The following is a 20,142-nucleotide window of genomic DNA, read 5'->3' on the forward strand; positions in this document are numbered from 1 at the left end:
GAGACTGAAATGACCCCGGTTTCGCAGTTGCGCGGGCCGTCTCGCGAACATCTCGCGTGGCCGTTCTTCGATTCCCGCCACACTGAATACGCCGCGGCGCTCGATGCATTTGCCGCCGGTCTCGGTGATACACACGGCGGTGACGTCGATGAGACCTGCCGTTCGCTGGTTCGCCGGCTTGGCGCCGCGGGATTGCTGGAGGCGTCGGTCGCGGGCAACCAGCCCGATGCGGTGATCGATTCCCGGCTGATCTGCATAGCCCGCGAGACGCTGGCCTGGCACAGCGGGCTTGCCGATTTCGCCTTTGCGATGCAGGGACTTGGCACCGGCGCGGTGGCGATTGCCGGCTCACCCGAATTGCGCGCAATGGTGCTTCCGAAGGCGCGGCGTGGCGAGTGGGTGGCGGCCTTTGCCCTGTCGGAAAAGGAGGCCGGTTCCGACGTTGCCGCCATGGCCTGCAGCGCCCGGCGCGAAGGCGATCACTACATCCTCGATGGCGAGAAAACCTGGATCTCCAACGGCGGCATCGCCGACGTCTATACGCTGTTTGCGCGAACCGGCGAGGCGCCTGGCGCGCGGGGCATTTCCGCCTTCGTGGTGCTTCCGGACGATTCCGGCTTCTCGATTGCCGACCGCATCGACGTAATGGCGCCGCATCCGCTGGCGACGCTGCGTTTCGAGGCTTGCCGGATTCCGGCGGCGCGGCTGTTGGGCTCGCCGGGCGAAGGGTTCAAGATCGCGATGCGAACGCTCGATATCTTCCGCGCGTCGGTCGCAGCTGCCGCGTTGGGCTTTGCCCGCCGCGCACTGGATGAGGCAACAGCACATGCGCGGACCCGGAAAATGTTCGGCGGCGTGCTCGGAGACCAGCAACTGACGCAGGCGGCTCTCGGCGACATGGCGGCGGGCGTCGATGCCAGCGCGCTTCTCACCTATCGGGCGGCGTGGCGGCGCGACGTGCAGAAAGCTTCCACGACGCGCGAAGCGGCGATGGCCAAGATGGTCGCGACCGAAACCGCGCAGGAAGTGATCGACCGCGCCGTGCAGATGTTCGGCGGCCGCGGCGTGCGCTCGGGCGAAATCGTCGAGCAGCTCTACCGCGAGATACGTGCGTTGCGCATCTATGAAGGCGCGACCGAAGTCCAGAAACTCATTATCGGACGCGACGTCCTGAAGGCCTAGCCGCAGGTGTCGAGTCGTGTCCTGCTACGGGAGTATGAAATGTTCGAGTTCTTGCAGCCGCCCGGTTGGGCCAAGCCGAGCGGTTATGCAAACGGCATCGCCGCCCGCGGCAAGATGATCTTCGTCGCGGGCCAGATCGGCTGGAACGAACAGTGCAAGTTCGAATCCGACGATCTGGTGGAGCAAACCGGCCAGACCCTGAAAAACGTCGTAGCCGTGTTGCGCGCCGGTGGCGCCGGGCCCGAACATATCGTGTCGATGACGTGGTTCCTGCTCGATCGCAAGGAATACTCGGCGCGCCTGAAGGAAATCGGCGTGGCCTATCGCGATGTCATGGGCCGGAACTTTCCGGCCATGACGGCGCTGCAGGTGTCGGGGCTGATCGAGGATCGCGCCAAGGTCGAAATCCAGGCGATTGCGGTGATACCTGACCAGATGAACTGACAACGCGACGCCGAATACGGCGCCAGAACAGGAGGCGACATGGCAACGAAAGCGCGCGAGAACCACCGGGAAGACGTGGCTGGACGGGCCAATGTCGAGGATACGCCTGAACTGCTCGCCTATTACGACGAACTCGAAAGGCTGGAGGCCGGCGCGCTCTGGACGGTCGCGAACAAGATCGAGCCCTGGGCGCCCAAATCATCCTCCGTTCCGGTGCTTTGGCGCTACGAGGACCTTCGTGCGCATGTGTTGCGCTCCGTCGAGCTGGTGTCGCCGGAGAAGGCCGGCCGCCGCGTCATCTATCTGAACAATCCCGGCCGGCGTGATCACGCCGCCGCGGTCGGCTGGCTCTATTCCGGCTTGCAGATCATGCATCCGGGCGAGGTCGCGTCCGCCCACGCGCATTCGGCTTCCGCGCTTCGCTTCATCATGGAAGGCGAGGGCGCCTACACCATCGTCGACGGCCACAAGATGACGCTCGGCGCCAACGATTTTGTGCTGACGCCGAACGGCACCTGGCATGAACACGGCGTTTCCAGCGACGGCACGCCCTGCATCTGGCAGGACGGTCTTGATATTCCCCTGGTCAACACGCTCGAAGCCAATTTCTATGTCGTCCATCCCGACCTGCAACAGAGCGTCGGCTATCCCGTCGATGACATGACGCACACCTGGGGCAATCCCGGCCTGCGTCCGGCGGGCGCCGAATGGTCCAAGGGATATTCGCCGTTGCTGAAATATGAGTGGGGTCCGACCTACGAGGCGCTGCAGCGCTACGGCAAGGCCACCGACGGTTCGCCCTATGACGGCGTTCTCATGAACTATGTGAACCCGGTGACCGGCGGTCCGGTGATGCAGACGATCGGCGCGTCGATGCAGATGCTGCGGCCGGGCGAGAGCACGAAGGCGCATCGTCACACCGGCAGCTTCATCTATCAGGTTGCAAAGGGCCACGGCCACTCGATCATCGACGGCAAGCGCTTCGACTGGAAGGAGCGTGACATCTTCTGCGTCCCGTCCTGGGCCTGGCATGAGCATGTTAACGCTTCCGCCAGCGACGACGCCTGCCTCTTCACCTTCAACGACCTGCCGGTCATGCATGCGCTCGGCCTCTACCGCGAGGAAGCCTTTGGCGATAATGGCGGCCGGCAGCCCCTCGTATCCTAGGAGAGAAGCAGTGCGTCTTGTTACCTATCGCAGCACCGTTGAGGCTGCAGCCCGTCTAGGTGCTCTCGTCGATGATCTCGTTGTGGACGTCGAGGAGGCGGGCCACCATGCCGGGGTTTCCCTTCCTTCATCGATGCTCGATTTCATCGATCTCGGGCCGCCGGCCTTGGCGGCGCTCAAAAAGATATTGAACGACGGCAAGGATAACTGGCCGGTAGGCGCGGCTTTGCCGCTGGCGAATGTCAGGCTGCTGGCGCCGATCCCGCGTCCGCGCAAAAACATTTTTGGCATCGGTCTCAATTATGTCGAGCACGTCGCGGAATCGTCGCGCGCCCTCGATACGGCAAAGGACCTGCCCAAGCAGCCGATCATCTTCTCGAAGCCGCCGACCAGCGTGATCGGCCCGGATGAGGCCATCCAACACAACAAGGCGATCACGCAACAGCTCGACTGGGAAGTCGAGCTTGCCGTCATCATGGGGCGGACCGCGCGGCGCGTGTCGGAAGCCGAGGCGCTCGGCTTCATATTCGGTTACAGCGTGATGATCGATGTCAGTGCCCGCGACAATCGCCGCGCCGGTCAGTGGATCTATTCCAAAGGGCAGGACACCTACGCGCCGTTCGGACCCTGCATCGTCACGGCGGACGAAATCACTGACCCGCACGCGCTCGATCTCTGGCTAACGGTGAACGGCGTCGAGAAGCAGCGCTCCAACACGCGCCATATGCTGTTCAAGGTGCCGCTCCTGATTGCGGATATTTCGGCGGCGATGACGCTGGAGCCGGGAGACATCATCGCGACCGGCACGCCCGAGGGCGTCGGCGCCGGGCGCTCTCCGCAGGAATGGCTGTGGCCGGGCGACGTGGTGGAGGCGGAAGTCACCGGCATCGGCCGGCTGCGCCACCCGGTGGTCGCGATCTGAGAGGCCGGCATGATCTTCGATATGGAGACGTTGGAAGCGCAGAACCGCTACAAGATCCTGACGGCCACGGTGACGCCACGGCCGATCGCCTGGATCACCACGCTTTCCGCGAGCGGCGTGATCAATGCCGCACCTTTCAGCTTCTTCAATGTGATGGGGCATGAGCCGCCCACGGTCGCAATCGGGCTTCTGGCGGGCTCCGAGCGCTTCAAGGACACGGCGGCGAATATCCTCGACACCGGCGAATTCGTCGTCAACCTCGTTGGCGAAGCCAATGCCGAGGCGATGAACATCACCTGTATCGATGCGCCGCCCGACATCGACGAACTCAAGCTCGCTGGCCTGACGCCGACCGCCTCGCAGGCGGTACGCCCGCCGCGTATCGCGGAATCGCCGGTGTCGTTCGAATGCCGGGTCCTCACGTCGCTGGTGACGGGGCCGCGGCAGACCGCCGTTATCGGCCGCGTGGTCCGCGCCCATGTCGATGACGCCGTGATTTTGGACAAGGAGCGCTGTCACATCGATACGCAGGCGTTGCGCCTGATCGCCCGTATGCACGGTAGCGGCTGGTATGCGCGCTCCACCGACCTGTTCCAGATCGATCGCCCGACCTGGGCAGCGTGGCAGGAAAAGAACGTCAAGGCGAATCCTGCGTAGCGGGACCTGAAGCGGAGGACATCTTGAAGATTGCGGTATTGGGTGGGGGCAACGGTTCGTTCGCGGCCGCCGGCGACTTCGCCTTGGCCGGTCACGAAGTCCGGCTGTGGCGTCGAAATCCCGGAGATGTCGAGGCGCATCGCGCGCAGGGCAGCACGATAACGGTCATCGATCGATCGGGTCGCCGAGATGCGCGGCTGGCTCTGGTCACGTCAGCGATCGCGGAAGCCATCGACGCCGCCGACCTCATCCTGTGTCCGGCGCCGGCCTTCGCGCAGGCCGCGATCGCCGAACTGGCCGCGCCGCATTTGCGCGACGGCCAGGTCGTGTTTCTGCCGCCTGGTACGTTCGGTTCCTACATCTTTGCCCGCGCGGCAAAGGACGCTGGCAACCGCGCGGAAATTGCTACCGCGGAGACCGGAACCCTGCCGTGGCTGGCACGTAAGCAGGGGCCTTACGCCGTCCGCATCTCTGGCAGGGGTGCGCGGTTGCCGACCGGCGTGTTTCCATTGCGTCTCGCCCCGCACGCGTTGGGCGTGATCGAACGCGCGTTTCCGAACGCCATCGAGCCATGCGGCGATGCGCTGTCGGGAGCGCTGATGAACGCCGGTCCGATCATTCATCCGCCGCTGATCACGATGAACGCCGGTCCCATCGAGCACTTCGAAAAGTGGGACATCCACAAGGAAGGAACGCAGCCGGCCATCCGCCGCGTGACGGACGCGCTCGATGCCGAACGCATCGCCATTCGTGAGGCGCTTGGTTACGGGGGGCCGCACTTTCCACTCGCCGACCATTATTCGAAGGATGGCGAACCCTGGATGTATGCGCGCGACGCGCATGACCAGCTCACGGATTCCGGCGATTGGTCTGAACGCCTTATCCTCGTTGAGCACCGCTACATGCTGGAGGATTTGCGCCTCGGCCTGTCATTCCTCGCTTCGGTGGCCGGTCTGGCAGGCGTGCAAACGCCGCTGGTCAAGGCGTTCCTGGCGATCGGCTCTGCCGTCACGGGGCAGGATTTCGCGGTGACGGGCCGCAGCCTGTCTTCGCTCGGCCTCGGCGATCTCGACCGGGCCGCATTGCAAACCCTTCTGGTCGAGGGTTTCCGATGAAACCGGTCATCGGATGCCTCGGCGCTGGACGAATGGGCCGCGGGATCGCGGTCGTGTTCGCATTCGCCGGCCACCACGTGATCGTCGTCGACTTCAAGGAACGAGAAGATTCGGCGTTTGAGGCGCTGGCAGCCGAAGCCAAGGCGGAAATCCGTTCGACGCTCGAAATCCTCTCGCGCATCGGCATGCTCCCGCTGGAGCTTGTGCCCACAATCGCCGAGCGCATCACCACCGTGCCTCGGCAAGAGGCGGATGCTGCGCTGCCGCGCTGCGATGTCATCTTCGAAGGTATGCCCGAAATCCTCGGCCTGAAGCAGACCGCGCTGGCCGAAGCCTCGCAGCTGGCGGGCCAAGGCCCGATCATCGCCTCGACCACGTCGACGATACTGGTCGATGATCTCGCGGGCTCGATCGAACACCCTAGCCGCTTCCTCAATGCACACTGGCTCAATCCGGCCTATCTGGTGCCGTTGATCGAATTGTCGCCGGGGCGGCTCACCGCGCCGGAAGTGACTGTGCGGATGAAGGCGCTGCTCGAAGGCATCGGCAAGGTGCCGGTGGTCTGCGCGGCGCGGCCGGGCTTCATCGTTCCCAGAATCCAGACGCTGGCGATGAACGAGGCCGCCCGCATGGTCGAGGAAGGGGTCGCCTCGGCGGAGGATATCGACAAGGCCGTCATCTATGGCTTCGGATTCCGCTTTGCCGTGTTGGGCCTGCTCGAGTTCATCGACTGGGGTGGCGGCGATATCCTTCATCACGCCAGCCGCTATCTGGTCGAGGCGCTCGGCGATCGCCGTTACGCCGCGCCCGACATCATTGCGACGAATATGCGCGAGGGACGCATCGGCATGAAGACCGGGCAGGGTTTCATGAACTACGAAGGCGTCGACCAGGCCGCCTATCGCGAGCAGCGCCTTGCGGCCTTTGCCTCGGCGCTGCGGGCCATGGGTCTGGCGCGCGAACCTGTCGCTTGAAGCGCGCTACGTGTAGCCCGCACCGCGCTTCAGTGGCCGCCGAGATAGGCGTTGATCAGCTTCGGGTCGTGGATCAGGGTGTCCGCCGGGCCGGACTGGATGATCTCGCCGGTTTCCAGCACATAGCCGTAGTCTGCGGTCTCCAGCGCGGCGCGGGCGTTCTGCTCGACCAGCAGGACCGATACGCCGAGGCTCCGCAGCGAGGCGATGGTGCGGAAGATTTCGCGGACGATGAGCGGGGCGAGGCCGAGACTGGGTTCATCGAGGACGAGAAGTTTCGGCTTCGCCATCAGCGCGCGACCGAGCGCCAGCATCTGCCGTTCGCCGCCCGACAATGTGCCGGCGGCCTGCTTGCTGCGCTCCTTCAGCCGCGGAAAACGGTCGAACACGTCGTCGAGGCTTTTGCGCGTCGTCGAGCGATCACGCAGGCTGTAGGTGCCGAGCAGCAGATTGTCGGCGACCGACATGTCGGCGAACAGCTCGCGCTTCTCAGGCACCAAACAAAGGCCTCGCTCGACGCGACCCTCGACATCAATCCGCGCCAGATCGGCGCCTTGAAACATCATCCGTCCCGTGGACTTCAGCAGCCCGATGGCGGCCATCAGCAACGTCGTCTTGCCGGCGCCGTTCGGGCCGATCACGGTCACGATCTGTCCCTGCTCGACGGAAAGCGAGACATTCCGCACGGCCTCTACCTTGCCGTAGGCGACCGACACATTCTCGATCGAGAACATCTGTGTCACGCGACACCTCCGAGATAGGCTTCCTGGACGCGGGCGTCACTGCGGATCGCCGCCGGCGCGCCTTCGCAGAGTTTTGAGCCGAAATCGAGCACGACGATGCGGTCGACCAGCGACATCACGAACTCCATGTCGTGCTCGACCAGCAGGATGGTCAGATGATCCGAGCGCAGCGACCGCAGCAATTCGGCCAGCTTGAGCTTCTCCTGGCGGCGCAGGCCGGCCGCCGGCTCGTCGAGGACGAGCAGCGTCGGGTCGGCGGCGAGCGCGCGGGCGATTTCGAGGACGCGCTGATTGCCAAGCGGCAAATTGCCGGCGAGTTCGAACGGCTTGTCGCCGAGGCCAACCCGTTCGAGTTGCCGCAGCGCTTCGTAGCGGGCGCTGGCCTCTTCCGCCTGGTTCAGGCGCAGGGCGCCGGCGAGCAGGCCGGTTGTGGTCCGCGAATAGGTGCCGAGCAGCACGTTGTCGAGCAGCGTCATGCGCGGGCGCAGCTTGACGTGCTGGAAGGTGCGGGAGATTCCGGCGCGGGCGATGTGGAATTGCTGGTCACGGGCGATCGAACGGCCCGCGAACGCGATCTCGCCACTGTTGGCGCGCAGCGCCCCCGTGAGCAGATTGAACATCGTGGTCTTGCCGGCGCCGTTCGGCCCGATCAGCCCGAGAATTTCGCCGGACCTGACCTCGAAGCTGACATTGTTGACGGCGACGAGACCACCAAACCGCCGCTGCGCGTCGCTCACTTTGAGAAGGAGCGTGCCGGGCGCCGGCTGCTCGCGGCGCGGCAACGCGGTCGCCGCTTGCGGACGGGACTGCTTCAGTTCAGGGAGAAAACCTGCAAGAAACGGGACGATGCCCTGCCGGGCGCGCTGCAGGAACAGGATGAACAGCGCCGAGAAAGCCACGATCTCGAGCTGGCCGGAGGCGCCCTTGGCGATCAGCGGCAGATAGTCCTGCACGGAATTCTTCAGAAGCGTGACGATCGCAGCACCCACCACGCCGCCCAGAATGCTGCCTGAGCCGCCGACCATCGCCATCATCAGGTATTCGATGCCCATGCTGGCGTCGAACGGTCCGGGGCTGACGAAGCGGCCGAGATGGGCATAGAGCCATCCGGACAGCGCGCCGAGGAAAGCGGCGATGACGAACGTCACCAGCTTGATCTGGAATGCGCTGATCCCGAGGCTTTCGACCAGCGTATTGCCGCCGCGAAGCGCGCGCATCGCGCGGCCGATGCGGGAGTCGAGCAGGTTGTAGCAGACGAACAGGACCGCGACGACGATGGCCCAGATCAGAAAATAGATCTGCCGGCTCTCGACCAGGGCGATCGGGCCGATCGAGATCGGCGGAATGCCCGAGATGCCGTTGTGTTGACCGAGACCGTCGATGTTGCCGAACAGAAACGCGATCGCCAGTCCCCAGGCGACCGTGCTCAGCGACAGGAAGTGGCCGCCCAGGCGCAGCGTCACGAAACCCAGGATCGCCGCGATGCTGCAGGTCAGGACGATCGCCAGCACCAGCCCGAGCCAGGGGGAATAGCCGTTCATCGCCGTGACCCACGCGGTTGAGTAGGCCGCGACGCCGACGAAAGCCGCCTGGCCGAACGACACGATGCCGCCGACCCCGGTCAGCAGCGCCAGCCCGATGGCCGCGAGCGAGTAGATGCCGATGTAGTTCAGCAAGGTAATGCTGAACGGATTAAGCACAAAAGGCGCCGCGATGAGGCAGGCAATTGCGGCGGCAATGATGAGACGGATCTGCTGCAGTGTCATTCCTCGACTTCCTCTTCGGAATGCTGCGAGGCGAGCGAGCGCCAGAGCAGGACGGGGATCAGCAGCGAGAAGACGATGACGTCCTTCAAGGTGCTGCTCTCGAACGAAGCGAAGCTCTCGATAATGCCGACGCCGAATGCGCCGAGCGCGGCGCCTGGATAGCTGGCCATGCCTCCGACGATGGCGCCGACAAAGGCTTTCAGGCCGAGCAGGAATCCGGAATCGTAGAAGATGGTGTTCACAGGCGCGATCAGGATGCCGGACACGCCGGCCATCAGCGATCCCAAGAGGTAGGCGATGGTGCCTGCGCGCGCCGGCCTGATTCCCATCAGCCGGGCGCCCGTGCGGTTCAGGGCGGTCGCGCGCAGCGCCTTGCCGATCAGCGTGAAGTCGAAGAACAGAAACAGCAGGCCGCTGAACACCAGCGCCGCCGCCAGGATCAGCACCGTCTGTCCGGAAACGTGAACGCCGGCGATCTCGATCGCCATCGACGTCAGCGGTTCGGTCCGCACACCTTCGGGACCGAAGAACAGCAGACCAAGTCCGACCAGCGCGAAGTGCAGTGCGACCGAGACTGTCAGCAACAACAGCACCGAGGCGTCGGCGATCGGGCGGAACACGATCCGGTCCAGCAGCGGCGAGATCGGCATGATCAGGAGCAGCGCCAGCACGATCCGGACCGGCATCGGCGGATTGAAGCGCATCGTCAGCCAGACGATTCCGACGACGATCAGCGGAAGCACGAGATAGCCGAGGACGGCCTTCGGCACCGCGCGAAGCTCGCCAGCGCGCGCCAGCGAGACCACTTCCATCGCGCTGGCCATGCACGCCAGCACGACAACCAGCCCGACCGTTCCGGGAAGCTGTTTGGCGTCGAGCGCCGCCAGGGTGAGCGCCGTGAAGGCTGCGATGTCGCCGAACGGAATGAAGATCACCCGCGTTACGGTGAAGATCAGCACGGTGCCGATCGCCACCAGGGCGTAGACCGCCCCGGTGGCTATTCCGTCGATCGCAAGGATCGCTGCGATGTCTGCCGTCATGCGGTCGGCCGCCCTTCCGTGTTACGCTTCAGTCTCGCTCAGGGCTCGTAGGTCCAGGCGCCGTTGACCAGGCGGACGATCACCAGCGCCCGCTCGTCGACGCCATAGTAGGCGCCCGGTTTGAAGTTGTAGACCGCATGAACGCCCGAGAGCTCGTTGGTGTTGAGAATCTCGTCGCGCAGGGCCTTGCGGAATTCGACCGTGCCGGGTTTCGCGGTCTTCAGCGCACGCTCGGCGGCGGAGGTGAAGATCCGCCAGCCGTCGAAGGAATAGGCCGAGAAACCGTCGGTGGTCGGGACATTGTTGGCCTTCAGGAAGGCGGCGCGGAACTCGAGCGCGAGCTTCTTGGCGAAATGGCTGTCGGGAAGCTGTTCGGCCACGATCACCGGGCCGGCGGAGACCTGGATTCCATCCGCGGCCTTGCCGCCGACGCGCACGAAATCGGGATTGACCAGTGCGACCGTGCCGTAGGTCTTGCCCTTGAAGCCGCGTTCGCCGAGCGCGAGCAGCGGCAGCGCGCCCTGCGTGCCCGATCCGCCGATCAACACGGCATCCGGACGCACTGCAAGAACTTTAAGGATCTGGCCGGTGACCGACGTGTCGACGCGCGCATAGCGCTCATTGGTCAGCACCTTGATGCCGTCCTCGGCTTCGGCTGCCTTGGCGCCGTTGTAGACGAGGTCGCCCCAGGCGTCAGAGAAGCCGATATAGCCGATGTTCTTCATGGCGTCGCGCTTCATGCGGTCGGCGACGACCTTGACCAGCAGCGAGGCGGGTTGCGGAACGGAGATGGCCCACTGATCGGCCGGATTCGGTTGTCCGGTCAGCGGAGAGACGGCGATCATCGGCACCTTCAACTCGGTCGCGACCGCCATCATCGCAATCGTCGACGGGGTGGTTGCGGTGCCGATCAGGAGATCGACCTTTTCTTCTTCAATGAGCTTGCGCGCGTTGCGGGTCGCGGCGGAGGGATCGGACCCGTCATCGAGCTGGATCAGCTTGATCTTCTCGCCATTGACCTCGCTCTTGTATTCCACGGCGGCCTGGATGCCGCGGCCGTACGGGATGCCAATCGAGGCGCCGGGTCCACTGAGCGACGTCACGAATCCGATCGTGATGTCGGCCTGTGCGGTCGAGGCCGCCACGAGGCTGCCGATGAGTGCAGTCAAACTCAACATCTTGCGCATTGCATTCCCCTTGGTTGAAAACAGCCGCGACCTGAGCGAGATGTCAGCATGGATCGAGGTCGGACCAGCACGATCGATGCCGCAGTTGTCGCCGAAACCTGGCGCGGGCATGATCCCCGCGTCGGCATGGGAGTTATGAGATGAACGCCACCAGAACCGCTTCCAACGTCGAGCGCCGCTTCGTCACGACGCCTCTCGGCCGCATCCACGTCGCGATGGCGGGAACAGGCTTTCCTGTTCTGCTGCTGCACCAGACGCCGCGCTCGTGGGACGAATACCGGGACGTGCTGCCGCTGCTCGGCCGCGATTTCCGTGCGATTGCGATGGACACGTTCGGCTTCGGGGATTCCGATTCCCCTGCCGGCGACCCATCGATCGAACTGTGGGCGGAGGGCGCGTTCGCGCTGCTCGATGCGCTGGAAGCGCCGCGCGCCGCGATCGTCGGCCATCATACCGGTGCGGCGATCGCGGTTGAAATGGCGGCCTCGGCGCCTGCGCGCGTCAGCGCGCTGGTGCTCTCGGCCTGTCCTTTCGTCGACGCGGCGCGCCGGGCCAAACACCGCGGCACGCGCGTCATCGACGATGTGGAAGCACGGACCGACGGCGTTCATCTCACGGAGCTCTGGGCGCGCCGGCAGCCGTTCTACCCCGCCGATGATATCGATCTGCTGCAGCGCTTCATGATCGACGCGCTGCGGGCCGGCGAGATGGCGGCGGAAGGCCACCGGGTGGTGAATCGCTACCGGATGGAGGACCGTTTGGGACAGATCCACTGTCCCACGCTGGTCATTGCTCCGACGGGCGATCCGCACGTTCATCCGGTGGCTCCGAAGGTCGCTGGAGCCATCGAGGGCAGCATCTTGCACGAGCTCTCAGGAGGCATGGTGCCGCTTCCCGATCAGATGCCGGAAGCTTTCGCCGGCCTCGTCGGCGACTTCATTGCCGCTCAGACGGCCAAGAGCTGAGCGGCCAAGACCGGAAGTGGGACCTGAAACGGCGGGGCCAGCCGCCGCGCGTGCGAAGCCGCCGGTAGCACCCGCTGTCCCGAGGTCGATGGTCTCAGCCACGATTGAAGAGCCCTTATCAACGCAACCTATCAAGGCGACGTGCGTCGGCACCGCGCCCACTCCCTGTCAATTGTTTAAAGCCTAAAGTATTTATCGGCCGCAGGTCAATACGCCAGATTCGCGCTCCGCGGAAAAACTTTTCCGCGGAGCGTGCGGTCGCGAGAGCTGAATTCGCTAGTGCAAAAGGGTAAGGCGCTATCTGCCTGTCCTTTCGGCAAACCGATCTTGTCGTGCGCAGCGTGCGTCGGCGCGCCGCTCAATTGACGCCCAAATTATTTTGTGGTTGAAATATTTTTGTCGATGGGGATGGCGTCACTCTGCAGCGCGCCTCCGCAGCGACCGGCCTGTGCGTGTCGTCGCCCTCTGTAACCACGGAGGTTCGAGGCTCGGCACGGTTCGCCTGTGAAACAGGATACCCGCTGTGCGTATCTTCTGGCAGAGCTTCGTCGACCAGGCTACGAGCGCGCCCTACATGGCGCGGCTTGCGGCCTATCTGAACGAGATCGCCGCGGCCGGCACCAGCGTTCATGTCGAGGGCATCACGCCCGCCGACCGCGACTTCGGGCGCCTGAGCGAATTCCGTTGCGCCATCCAGGCGGTGGACAACGGCCTTGCGGCGCAGGAGAGCGGCTTCGACGCCTATGTCATGGGCCACTTCCAGGATCCGGGATTGTACGAACTGCGCTCGGCGCTGACGATTCCGGTGATCGGGACCGGTGAGGCGACGCTGCTTGCGGCTTCCCAGCTTGGCCGGCGACTTGGCCTCGTCACGCTCGATGCTGCCTTCGAGGTCTGGCATTACGAGCAGGCCGATCGCTACGGGCTTTCTGGCCGCGTGGCACATGTCACCGGCATGGGTTGCCGTCCGGAGGATTTCAGCGCCGCGTTTGCAGGGGATGCGGTGGCGAAAGCGCGCATGCTGACCGACTTCGCGGCCTGTGCGCAGCCGCTGGTCGATCGCGGCGCCGACGTCATCATCCCGGCCGGCGTCTTGCCTGGTCTGCTCATTGCGAGCGAGCACGGTTTCAAGATCGGTCATGCGCCCGTGGTCAACTGCGCGGCAGTTGCGCTGAAGAGCGCGGAGATGTGGGTGCAGTTGCGGCGCCTCAACGGCACTGAGCCGAGCCGGGGCCCGAGCTTCGCGTTGGCCAATGACCGCGCCCGCCAGGATTTCCGAGCCACCGTGGCGCGCACGCAAGCCGACAAACCAAAGAGCCCCTGAGGACAAGACATGCTGCAGCCCGACAAGATTCTGTATGAAGCCGAAGTGACCGCGACCGGCGGGCGCGACGGCAAGGCCGCAAGCGACGACGGGCTGTTGTCGGTATCGCTGTCGCTGCCGAAATCGCTGGGCGGGCCGGGCGGACCGGGAACCAATCCCGAGCAGCTTTTTGCCGCCGGTTACGCCGCCTGTTTCCTTGGCGCGGTGAAACTCGTCGCGCGAACGCGCAAGATTACGCCGTCGGCGGAACCGACCATCACCGCCAAGGTCGGCATGGGGCCGATCGAGGTCGGCTACGCGCTCACTGTCGAGCTCAAGGTGCTGCTTCCAGGATTGGAGAAATCCTTAGCTGAGGAAGTGGTTGCCGGCGCCCACGAGCGCTGCCCTTATTCCAACGCGACACGCGGCAATATCGACGTCAAACTGACCGTGCTCTGAACGGTTGACAGGAACTCTGCAGTCCGATGCAAAACCCCATCCGAACACCTTATGATCGGGTCGTGATGGCGGTTCCGGTGACGATTCCCTATGTGCGTTACTCGATCGAAAGCGCGCAATGGTGGATCGGCCGTGCGCTGAAGGCGCTCGTCGATAATGCCGGGATCACGCCCCGCGATATCGACGGGTTCTGTGTTTCGAGTTTCACGGCGGGGCTCGATAGCGGGGTCGGCCTCACCCAGCATTTCGGACTGTGCGTGCGATGGCTTGATACCATTCCGCTCGGCGGCGCGAGCGCGATTGCCGCGCTCCGCAAGGCCGCGCGGGCGGTGCAGGCGGGCGACGCCCGCATCGTGGCCTGCGTGGCCGGTGATACCAACCACGTCGATTCCTTCCGCTACACGCTGGAAAACTTCTCGCGCTTCAACCAGGACGCCGTCTATCCCTACGGCGCCGGCGGCGCCAATGCGAGTTTTGCGCTGATCGCGCGCAACTACATGCGAACGTTCGGCGCGCAGCGGGAGGACTTTGGCAAGATCGCCGTCGCCCAGCGCAGCAACGCGTTGCGCAATCCCCATGCCCTGATGAAAGCGCCGCTGACGATCGAGCAGTACATGTCGGCGCGGCCGATCGCCGACCCGATCCATTTGTTCGACTGCGTGATGCCGTGCGCGGGCGCAGAGGCGTTCCTGGTGATGAGCGAGGACGTCGCCGCTTCGCTGAAGCTGCCTGCCGTCAAAATTCTCTCGACGATCGAACGCCACAATGCGTTCGGCGACGATCCCGTTCAGGTGCGGGGCGGGTGGGCGACGGACATTGACGAGCTCTATGCGATGGCGGGCGTCAAGCCTGACGATCTCGACTTCGTTCAGACTTACGATGATTACCCCGTCATCTCGATGATGCAGTTCGAGGATCTCGGTTTCTGCCGCAAGGGCGAGGGGCCGGACTTCGTGCGCCAGCATGATCTGACGATCGACGGCAGCTTCCCGCACAACACCTCCGGCGGGCAACTCTCGGTCGGCCAGGCCGGCGCGGGCGGCGCCTATCTCGGCGTGGTCGAGGCGATGCGGCAGGTGCTCGGGCAGGCCGGCCCGACCCAGGTCAGGGATGCTCGCGTCGGGTTGGCGTCGGGCTTCGGAATGATCAACTATGATCGCGGCCTCGCTTCGGGCGCGGCGATCCTCGCGGGACCAGACGCATGATCGAACCGATCGCAAAACCGCGCCGGAAGAATCCGCTGCTACGGACGCGGCTGCCGACGTCCCCGCCGCGCGCGCGCAGCCGCGCCTCGCACGGTTTTACACGGGCCGCCGCCGAGGGCCGCTTCATGCTGCAGCGCTGCGGCGCATGCGCAACGTTCTGCTATCCGGCGCGCGATGCGTGTCCTTCTTGCCTTTCCGCCGATCTCGTCTTCGCGGACGCGCCGCGGCGCGGCACGTTGTTGTCCGAAACCACGCTGCACATTCCGGCCGACGTGCATTTCCGTGAGCGTGCGCCATGGCGCGTCGGGCTGGTCGCGATGGAATGCGGGCCGACCCTCGTGACGCACCTGCATGCCGGTTGCGAAGAGGGCAAGCCAGTCGTGATGTCGTTTCAACTGGACAAAAGCGGGCAGGCGGTAGCCTTCGCGCATCCCGAACGGGAGACCACCAACATGGCGGACGACAGGCAGTGGCGTGAGATGACGGCCGATCCGAAATTCCGGCGCGTTCTGGTGACGAACGGGCGGAGTATCGTCGGGCAGGAAGTGGTGGCCGCGCTGAAGGCGGCCGGCGCATCGATCGTGTTCGTCGGTGTCGCCGAACCGTGGAAGCCGTTCCGCGGCGAGGATGCGCTGCGCGCGCTGGAGGGAGTCCAGATCGTGCCGCTCGATATCAGCGATGAGAAGTCGGTTGCGGATCTCGCGGCCGACATTGGCGGCAAGGTCGATATTCTCGTCAACACCACCGAACATGTCCGCTCCGGCGGGCTGCTCGATCGGCAAGGCACCAGCGTCGTGCGCGACGAGATCGACCAGAGCTATCTCGGCTTCGTGCATCTGGCACAGGCGTTCGGGCCGGCGATGCGGATGCGGGGCTCCGATGGCGTCAACAGCGCCGCGGCCTGGGTCAATATCCTGTCGGTCTATGCGCTGGCGAACTGGCCGGTGTTCGGCGCGTATTCGGCGTCGCAGGCCGCCTGCCTGTCGCTGTCGCACTGCCTGCGGGCGGAGCTTCGGCCCGGCGGCGTCAAGGTGGTGAACGTGTTCACAGGGCCGCTTGATATCGAATGGTTCCAGACGGTGCCGCCGCCGAAGGTCGCGCCGCGCGCGGTCGCGACCGCGATCGCGTCGGCGCTCAAGCGTGGGCTTGAAGATGTGTTCGTGGGCGATGTCGCCGAGGACATTCGCCAGCGCCTTGCGGCCAACCCCAAGGCGGTCGAACGTGAACTCGGGGCGTAGGTGGGTTTGCCAGAAACGGGAGAAGCGCAATGGACAGCAATAATCTCATGCAATTTGCCGGCGCGGTGGCATCCGGCGCGGTGCGCGTCGTCGATCTGACGTTTACGCTCAGCCCGGACTTCCCCGTCATCGTGCTGCCGCCGGAATTCGGCCAGGCCGCGCCGGTCCGCATCCAGCAGATTTCGCGCTACGATGCGAGTGGTCCTGCCTGGTACTGGAACAACCTGACTTTTGGCGAGCACACCGGCACGCATTTTGACGCGCCGATCCACTGGTTCACCGGCAAGGACCTGCCCAACAATTCGGTCGACACGCTGCCGGTGCGCGACATGATCGCGCCGGCCTGCGTGATCGATTGCTCGGCGCAGGCCGCAAAGGATGCGGATTTCCTTTTGACGATACCTGTCCTCGAAGCCTGGGAAAAAAGCCACGGGCGGATTCCGGAACGGCATTGGGTGCTGCTGCGTACCGACTGGTCGAAGAAAGGCTGGCGCGACTATGCCAATTTAAAGGACGATGGCGCGCATACGCCCGGGCCGGATGCCGCCGTGATGCGCTGGCTCGTGGAGGAGCGTGGCGTCATCGGCTTCGGCACCGAGACGATCGGGACCGATGCCGGCCAGGCCGGTCATCTCGATCCGCCCTATCCGGCGCACCATTTCCTGCACGGCGGCGGGCGCTACGGCCTGCAATGCCTGTGTAATCTCGACCAGCTTCCGCCGACCGGTGCGGTGATCGTGGCCGCGCCGCTCAAGATTCAGAACGGCTCCGGCAGTCCGCTGCGCGTGCTTGCGCTGGTCCCTGCGGGACAGGCTTAAGTCCCATCATGCAAATCGAGTGACATCATGAAAATGAAAGAGACCTTGTTGATCGGCGCAGCACTCCTGCTCGGCGCCATGGCGCCGGCGCGTGCCGAAATCCTCGTCGGCTTCGTAACCGGCCTGAGCGGTCCGGTGTCCTCGATCGGCGTGCCGAACGCCAAGGGGCTCGCCGCGGGCCAGGCCTATATCGGCGAGATCGATGGCGAGAAAGTCCGCGTCATCCAGCTCGACGACGGCTCGGATCCGGCCGCGTCGACGCGAAACGCCCGCAAGCTCGTTGAACAGGAGAAGGTCGACTTCCTGATCGGCACGTCAGGCGCACCGCAGACGCTGGCGATGGCTACTGCTGCCATCGAGATGAAGGTCCCGATGGTGGCGGTTTCGCCGATCGCGCCGGTCCCGGCCGGGGAGGGCGGGCCCTGGGTGGTGCAGACGCCGCAGCCGATGCCGCTCCTCGTTCAAGGCATCGTCGATCACATGAAGAACCGCGGCGTGAAGACCGTCGCCTTCATCGGCTTCTCCGACGCTCTCGGCGATCTGTTCTATAACGCCCTGCTACAAACTGCTGAAGCGGCCAATATCAAGGTGATCGCGAATGAGCGCTATGCGCGTTCCGACAATTCAGTCACCGCGCAGGTGCTGCGTGCGATCTCGGCGCGGCCCGATGCGATCATGCTGGGTGGCACCGGGACGCCGGGCGCGCTGCCGGTGATCACGTTGTCCGAACGTGGCTACAGGGGACCGCTCTATGGCAACAATGGGATGATCAGCGCCGACTTGCTGCGGCTTGCTGCCAAATCGGCCGAGGGCATCATCTGCCCGACGGGACCGATAACGGCAGCCGAGCAGCTTCCCGAGAGCAATCCAATCCGCAAGGTCGGGCTTGCGTTCCGCGCTGCCTACGAGAAGGCCAATGGCGAGGCGCCGACCGATGGGTTTTCGCCCTATGCCTTCGATGGCTGGCTGGTGTTCATGGATGCCGCCAAGCGCGCCAAGGCGACGGGCGCGGTGCCCGGGACGCCTGCGTTCCGTAATGCGTTGCGCGAGGCGTTGTTCACGACTAAGGAGGTCGTGGGTACGCACGGCATCTACACCTATACGCCGGCCGATCGTCACGGCGTCGACAGCCGCTCACGTATTCTGGTCCAGATCGAAAACGGGAAATACAAGCTGCTGCCGTAATGGCTGCAGCTCAGGCGTGGCGCAGCTTGGCTTTCAGCGCGCGCATGTCGATCGCGCGGTTGGCGCTGACTGCTTCAGCCGCAAGCGTCTTGATCTCGCCGCGGGCGAGCTTGCGCGTTGACGACAGCGGCAGTTCGTCGACGATCGCGATATAGCCGGGCACCTTGTGATAGGCGAGGCGTTCGGCGCAGGTCTTGACGATCGAGGCCGAGAACGCGGCGGCATCGTCGACCGCTGCGTTCGGCACGATGAAAGCAAAGACCTCCTCGCCGCGGATGTCGTCGGGAACGGGCGTTACCGCGCAGCCGCCGATACGAGCGTCCATGTAAAGCGCGCTTTCGACCTCGAGCACGCCAATGTTCTCGCCGCTGCGCCGCACGATGGTCTTCTTGCGATCGAAAAAATACATCAGCCCGTCTTCATCGGCGAAAACGAGATCGCCGGTGTGGAACCAGCCGTCCTGCCAGGCGGCTTCAGTGGCTTCTTCATCTTTCAGGTAACCGCTGAAGAAACCCGCGCGGGCATCTTCGCCCTTGGCGCGGACCAGCAACTCGCCGGGTTTCCCAGGCGCGACGTCCGCGCCGTGATCGTCAACGAGCCGATACTCCATGCCCTCGGATGGCCGGCCGACGCAGCGCGCGCCAAAGCCTGCCGGTTCGCGTGAGGTGGTGGTGGCCGCAGCACCCCCGGTTTCGGTCATCGCCCAGGCCTCGACGATCGGGATGCGGTAGCGCTCCTCGAAGGTGGCGCGGTGGCGGACATCGACGCCGGGCGCGAAGGCGAAACGCACGCGATGCTGCCGTTCCACCTCGGTCACCGGCAGTTGCAGCAGAATGGCGGGGATGACGCCGAGACAATGCACGACGGTCGCACCACTGTCGGCCACGCACTGCCACCAGCGGCTGGCGTGAAAGCGATCAAGCGGAACCACGGCGCCACCGAGCACCATCATGCCGACCGCGCTGCAGCCGAGCGCGTTCATGTGAAACATCGGCAGCGGCGTCAGGTTGATCTCGCGGTCCGGCTGCAGTTCGGCCACGCCGCCCTGTCCGAGATACCAGTCCGCGACCTGCAGGAAATAGCGGTTCGAAAGCATGCAGCCCTTGGGCTTGCCGGTGCTGCCTGAGGTGAACAAGAGCGCGCACTCGTCGTTGAACTCGGCATTCTGCGCGACGACGTCCGTCTGGCACGGCGGAATGCGGCTGTCGGTGTCGATCAGGCGGGCGCGTCCGAGCGCCGCCCCCTTCGTCACCTGCATGCGATCTGATGCCGCCACCAGCAGATCGGCCTGCGACAGCTCGAGCTGAAAGGACAATTCGTCGGGGCGAACGTCAGGGTTGATCGGAACGATCGAAACCCCGAGCGCATTGAGCGCGAGCCAATGCAAAAAGAAGACCGGGCGATTTTCGAGCAGCAAGGCAACCCGCGCCCCGCGTCCATAGCCGGCGGCGGCGTATTCCGCGCGCAGCCGGTCAACGTCGGTCTTGAAGGCGCCGTATTCAATTCTGAATCCTTGCGGCGCGTAGGGCAGTCCCGCGCTTGCAGGCGCCAGCAGGAATGGTGCGTCCGGCCGTCTCGCGGCCGTGGCCGCGAAGGCATCGGATGGCGATCGATATGTGCCGAGGCTCATTGCGGACGCAGCTCCTGTCGATGCCTCCAGCCACCGCCGGGGATGGCAGCCGGAACCCGCACGCAGCCCTTGCCGCGGCGGCAGCTTTCGTGAATACTTTAAGCCTAAACTATCTCGCCGGCCAAGTGCGATCTATCGCAGA

At 64.7% G+C, this 20,142-nt stretch carries 20 protein-coding genes; 15 read left to right on the forward strand and 5 right to left on the reverse strand.

Annotation, left to right across the window (positions count from 1 at the left end; translation table 11 throughout):
• Positions 1 to 9 precede the first annotated feature (9 nt).
• The 7 genes from ACPPVP_RS08820 to ACPPVP_RS08850 are packed head-to-tail and all read left to right on the forward strand — an operon-like array spanning position 10 to position 6,461.
• On the forward strand, positions 10 to 1,182 hold the full coding sequence (locus tag ACPPVP_RS08820) for an acyl-CoA dehydrogenase family protein (protein WP_426533205.1): 1,173 nt from the start codon (positions 10 to 12) through the stop codon (positions 1,180 to 1,182).
• A gap of 39 nt (positions 1,183 to 1,221) precedes the next feature.
• Entirely contained in the window at positions 1,222 to 1,626 is a 405-nt protein-coding gene (locus ACPPVP_RS08825) for a RidA family protein (RefSeq protein WP_426533207.1), read from the forward strand.
• A gap of 39 nt (positions 1,627 to 1,665) precedes the next feature.
• On the forward strand, positions 1,666 to 2,793 hold the full coding sequence (locus tag ACPPVP_RS08830) for a cupin domain-containing protein (protein ID WP_426533209.1): 1,128 nt from the start codon (positions 1,666 to 1,668) through the stop codon (positions 2,791 to 2,793).
• Positions 2,794 to 2,803: 10 nt separating this feature from the next.
• Positions 2,804 to 3,715 (forward strand): fumarylacetoacetate hydrolase family protein, encoded by a 912-nt coding sequence (locus ACPPVP_RS08835; protein ID WP_426533211.1) that lies wholly within the window; start codon positions 2,804 to 2,806, stop codon positions 3,713 to 3,715.
• 9 nt (positions 3,716 to 3,724) lie between these two features.
• Positions 3,725 to 4,372 (forward strand): flavin reductase family protein, encoded by a 648-nt coding sequence (locus tag ACPPVP_RS08840; protein ID WP_426533213.1) that lies wholly within the window; start codon positions 3,725 to 3,727, stop codon positions 4,370 to 4,372.
• 23 nt (positions 4,373 to 4,395) lie between these two features.
• Complete coding sequence (locus ACPPVP_RS08845; protein ID WP_426533215.1) at positions 4,396 to 5,487, forward strand: NAD/NADP octopine/nopaline dehydrogenase family protein; 1,092 nt, start codon at positions 4,396 to 4,398, stop codon at positions 5,485 to 5,487.
• Positions 5,488 to 5,519: 32 nt separating this feature from the next.
• Positions 5,520 to 6,461 carry a 3-hydroxybutyryl-CoA dehydrogenase gene (locus ACPPVP_RS08850; protein WP_426537746.1) on the forward strand — a complete coding sequence of 314 codons (942 nt, stop codon included), beginning with the start codon at positions 5,520 to 5,522 and terminating at the stop codon, positions 6,459 to 6,461.
• Between the two features lie 29 nt (positions 6,462 to 6,490).
• On the opposite strand, the gene ACPPVP_RS08855 is transcribed toward ACPPVP_RS08850, so the two are convergent.
• Genes ACPPVP_RS08855 through ACPPVP_RS08870 form a run of 4 tightly spaced genes read right to left on the reverse strand, consistent with a single transcriptional unit; the run spans position 6,491 to position 11,197 of the window.
• Complete coding sequence (locus ACPPVP_RS08855; protein ID WP_426537748.1) at positions 6,491 to 7,195, reverse strand: ABC transporter ATP-binding protein; 705 nt, start codon at positions 7,193 to 7,195, stop codon at positions 6,491 to 6,493.
• Positions 7,196 to 7,200: 5 nt separating this feature from the next.
• On the reverse strand, positions 7,201 to 8,970 hold the full coding sequence (locus tag ACPPVP_RS08860; protein ID WP_426533217.1) for an ABC transporter permease subunit: 1,770 nt from the start codon (positions 8,968 to 8,970) through the stop codon (positions 7,201 to 7,203).
• Positions 8,967 to 10,010: a branched-chain amino acid ABC transporter permease gene (locus ACPPVP_RS08865; protein WP_426533219.1), complete on the reverse strand. Its 1,044-nt coding sequence runs from the start codon at positions 10,008 to 10,010 to the stop codon at positions 8,967 to 8,969. The genes ACPPVP_RS08860 and ACPPVP_RS08865 overlap by 4 nt, the downstream gene beginning before the upstream one ends.
• A gap of 38 nt (positions 10,011 to 10,048) precedes the next feature.
• Positions 10,049 to 11,197, reverse strand: a complete 1,149-nt coding sequence (locus ACPPVP_RS08870; protein WP_426533221.1) for an ABC transporter substrate-binding protein — start codon at positions 11,195 to 11,197, stop codon at positions 10,049 to 10,051.
• Between ACPPVP_RS08870 and ACPPVP_RS08875 the strand changes: the two genes are divergently transcribed.
• From ACPPVP_RS08875 to ACPPVP_RS08910, 8 genes are all read left to right on the forward strand, one after another.
• On the forward strand, positions 11,166 to 11,336 hold the full coding sequence (locus ACPPVP_RS08875) for a hypothetical protein (RefSeq protein WP_426538451.1): 171 nt from the start codon (positions 11,166 to 11,168) through the stop codon (positions 11,334 to 11,336). The two genes, ACPPVP_RS08870 and ACPPVP_RS08875, sit on opposite strands and share 32 nt — an antisense overlap.
• Before the next feature lies 1 nt (position 11,337).
• A complete protein-coding gene (locus ACPPVP_RS08880) occupies positions 11,338 to 12,162 on the forward strand; it encodes an alpha/beta fold hydrolase (RefSeq protein ID WP_426533223.1) in 825 nt (274 codons plus the stop codon).
• A 523-nt stretch (positions 12,163 to 12,685) separates the two neighbouring features.
• Complete coding sequence (locus tag ACPPVP_RS08885; RefSeq protein ID WP_426533225.1) at positions 12,686 to 13,486, forward strand: aspartate/glutamate racemase family protein; 801 nt, start codon at positions 12,686 to 12,688, stop codon at positions 13,484 to 13,486.
• Positions 13,487 to 13,495: 9 nt separating this feature from the next.
• Positions 13,496 to 13,924: an organic hydroperoxide resistance protein gene (locus ACPPVP_RS08890; protein WP_426533227.1), complete on the forward strand. Its 429-nt coding sequence runs from the start codon at positions 13,496 to 13,498 to the stop codon at positions 13,922 to 13,924.
• A 26-nt stretch (positions 13,925 to 13,950) separates the two neighbouring features.
• Positions 13,951 to 15,129, forward strand: a complete 1,179-nt coding sequence (locus tag ACPPVP_RS08895) for a thiolase family protein (protein ID WP_426533229.1) — start codon at positions 13,951 to 13,953, stop codon at positions 15,127 to 15,129.
• Entirely contained in the window at positions 15,126 to 16,367 is a 1,242-nt protein-coding gene (locus ACPPVP_RS08900; RefSeq protein ID WP_426533231.1) for an SDR family NAD(P)-dependent oxidoreductase, read from the forward strand. The genes ACPPVP_RS08895 and ACPPVP_RS08900 overlap by 4 nt, the downstream gene beginning before the upstream one ends.
• A 29-nt stretch (positions 16,368 to 16,396) precedes the next feature.
• A complete protein-coding gene (locus tag ACPPVP_RS08905; RefSeq protein ID WP_426533233.1) occupies positions 16,397 to 17,185 on the forward strand; it encodes a cyclase family protein in 789 nt (262 codons plus the stop codon).
• A gap of 33 nt (positions 17,186 to 17,218) precedes the next feature.
• Entirely contained in the window at positions 17,219 to 18,370 is a 1,152-nt protein-coding gene (locus ACPPVP_RS08910; RefSeq protein ID WP_426537750.1) for an ABC transporter substrate-binding protein, read from the forward strand.
• Positions 18,371 to 18,380: 10 nt separating this feature from the next.
• Here the strand turns inward: ACPPVP_RS08910 and ACPPVP_RS08915 are convergent, their stop codons facing one another.
• Positions 18,381 to 20,000, reverse strand: a complete 1,620-nt coding sequence (locus ACPPVP_RS08915; RefSeq protein WP_426533235.1) for an AMP-binding protein — start codon at positions 19,998 to 20,000, stop codon at positions 18,381 to 18,383.
• Positions 20,001 to 20,142: the final 142 nt, after the last annotated feature.

This window comes from Bradyrhizobium sp. McL0615 (assembly GCF_049993905.1).
Lineage (GTDB): Bacteria > Pseudomonadota > Alphaproteobacteria > Rhizobiales > Xanthobacteraceae > Bradyrhizobium.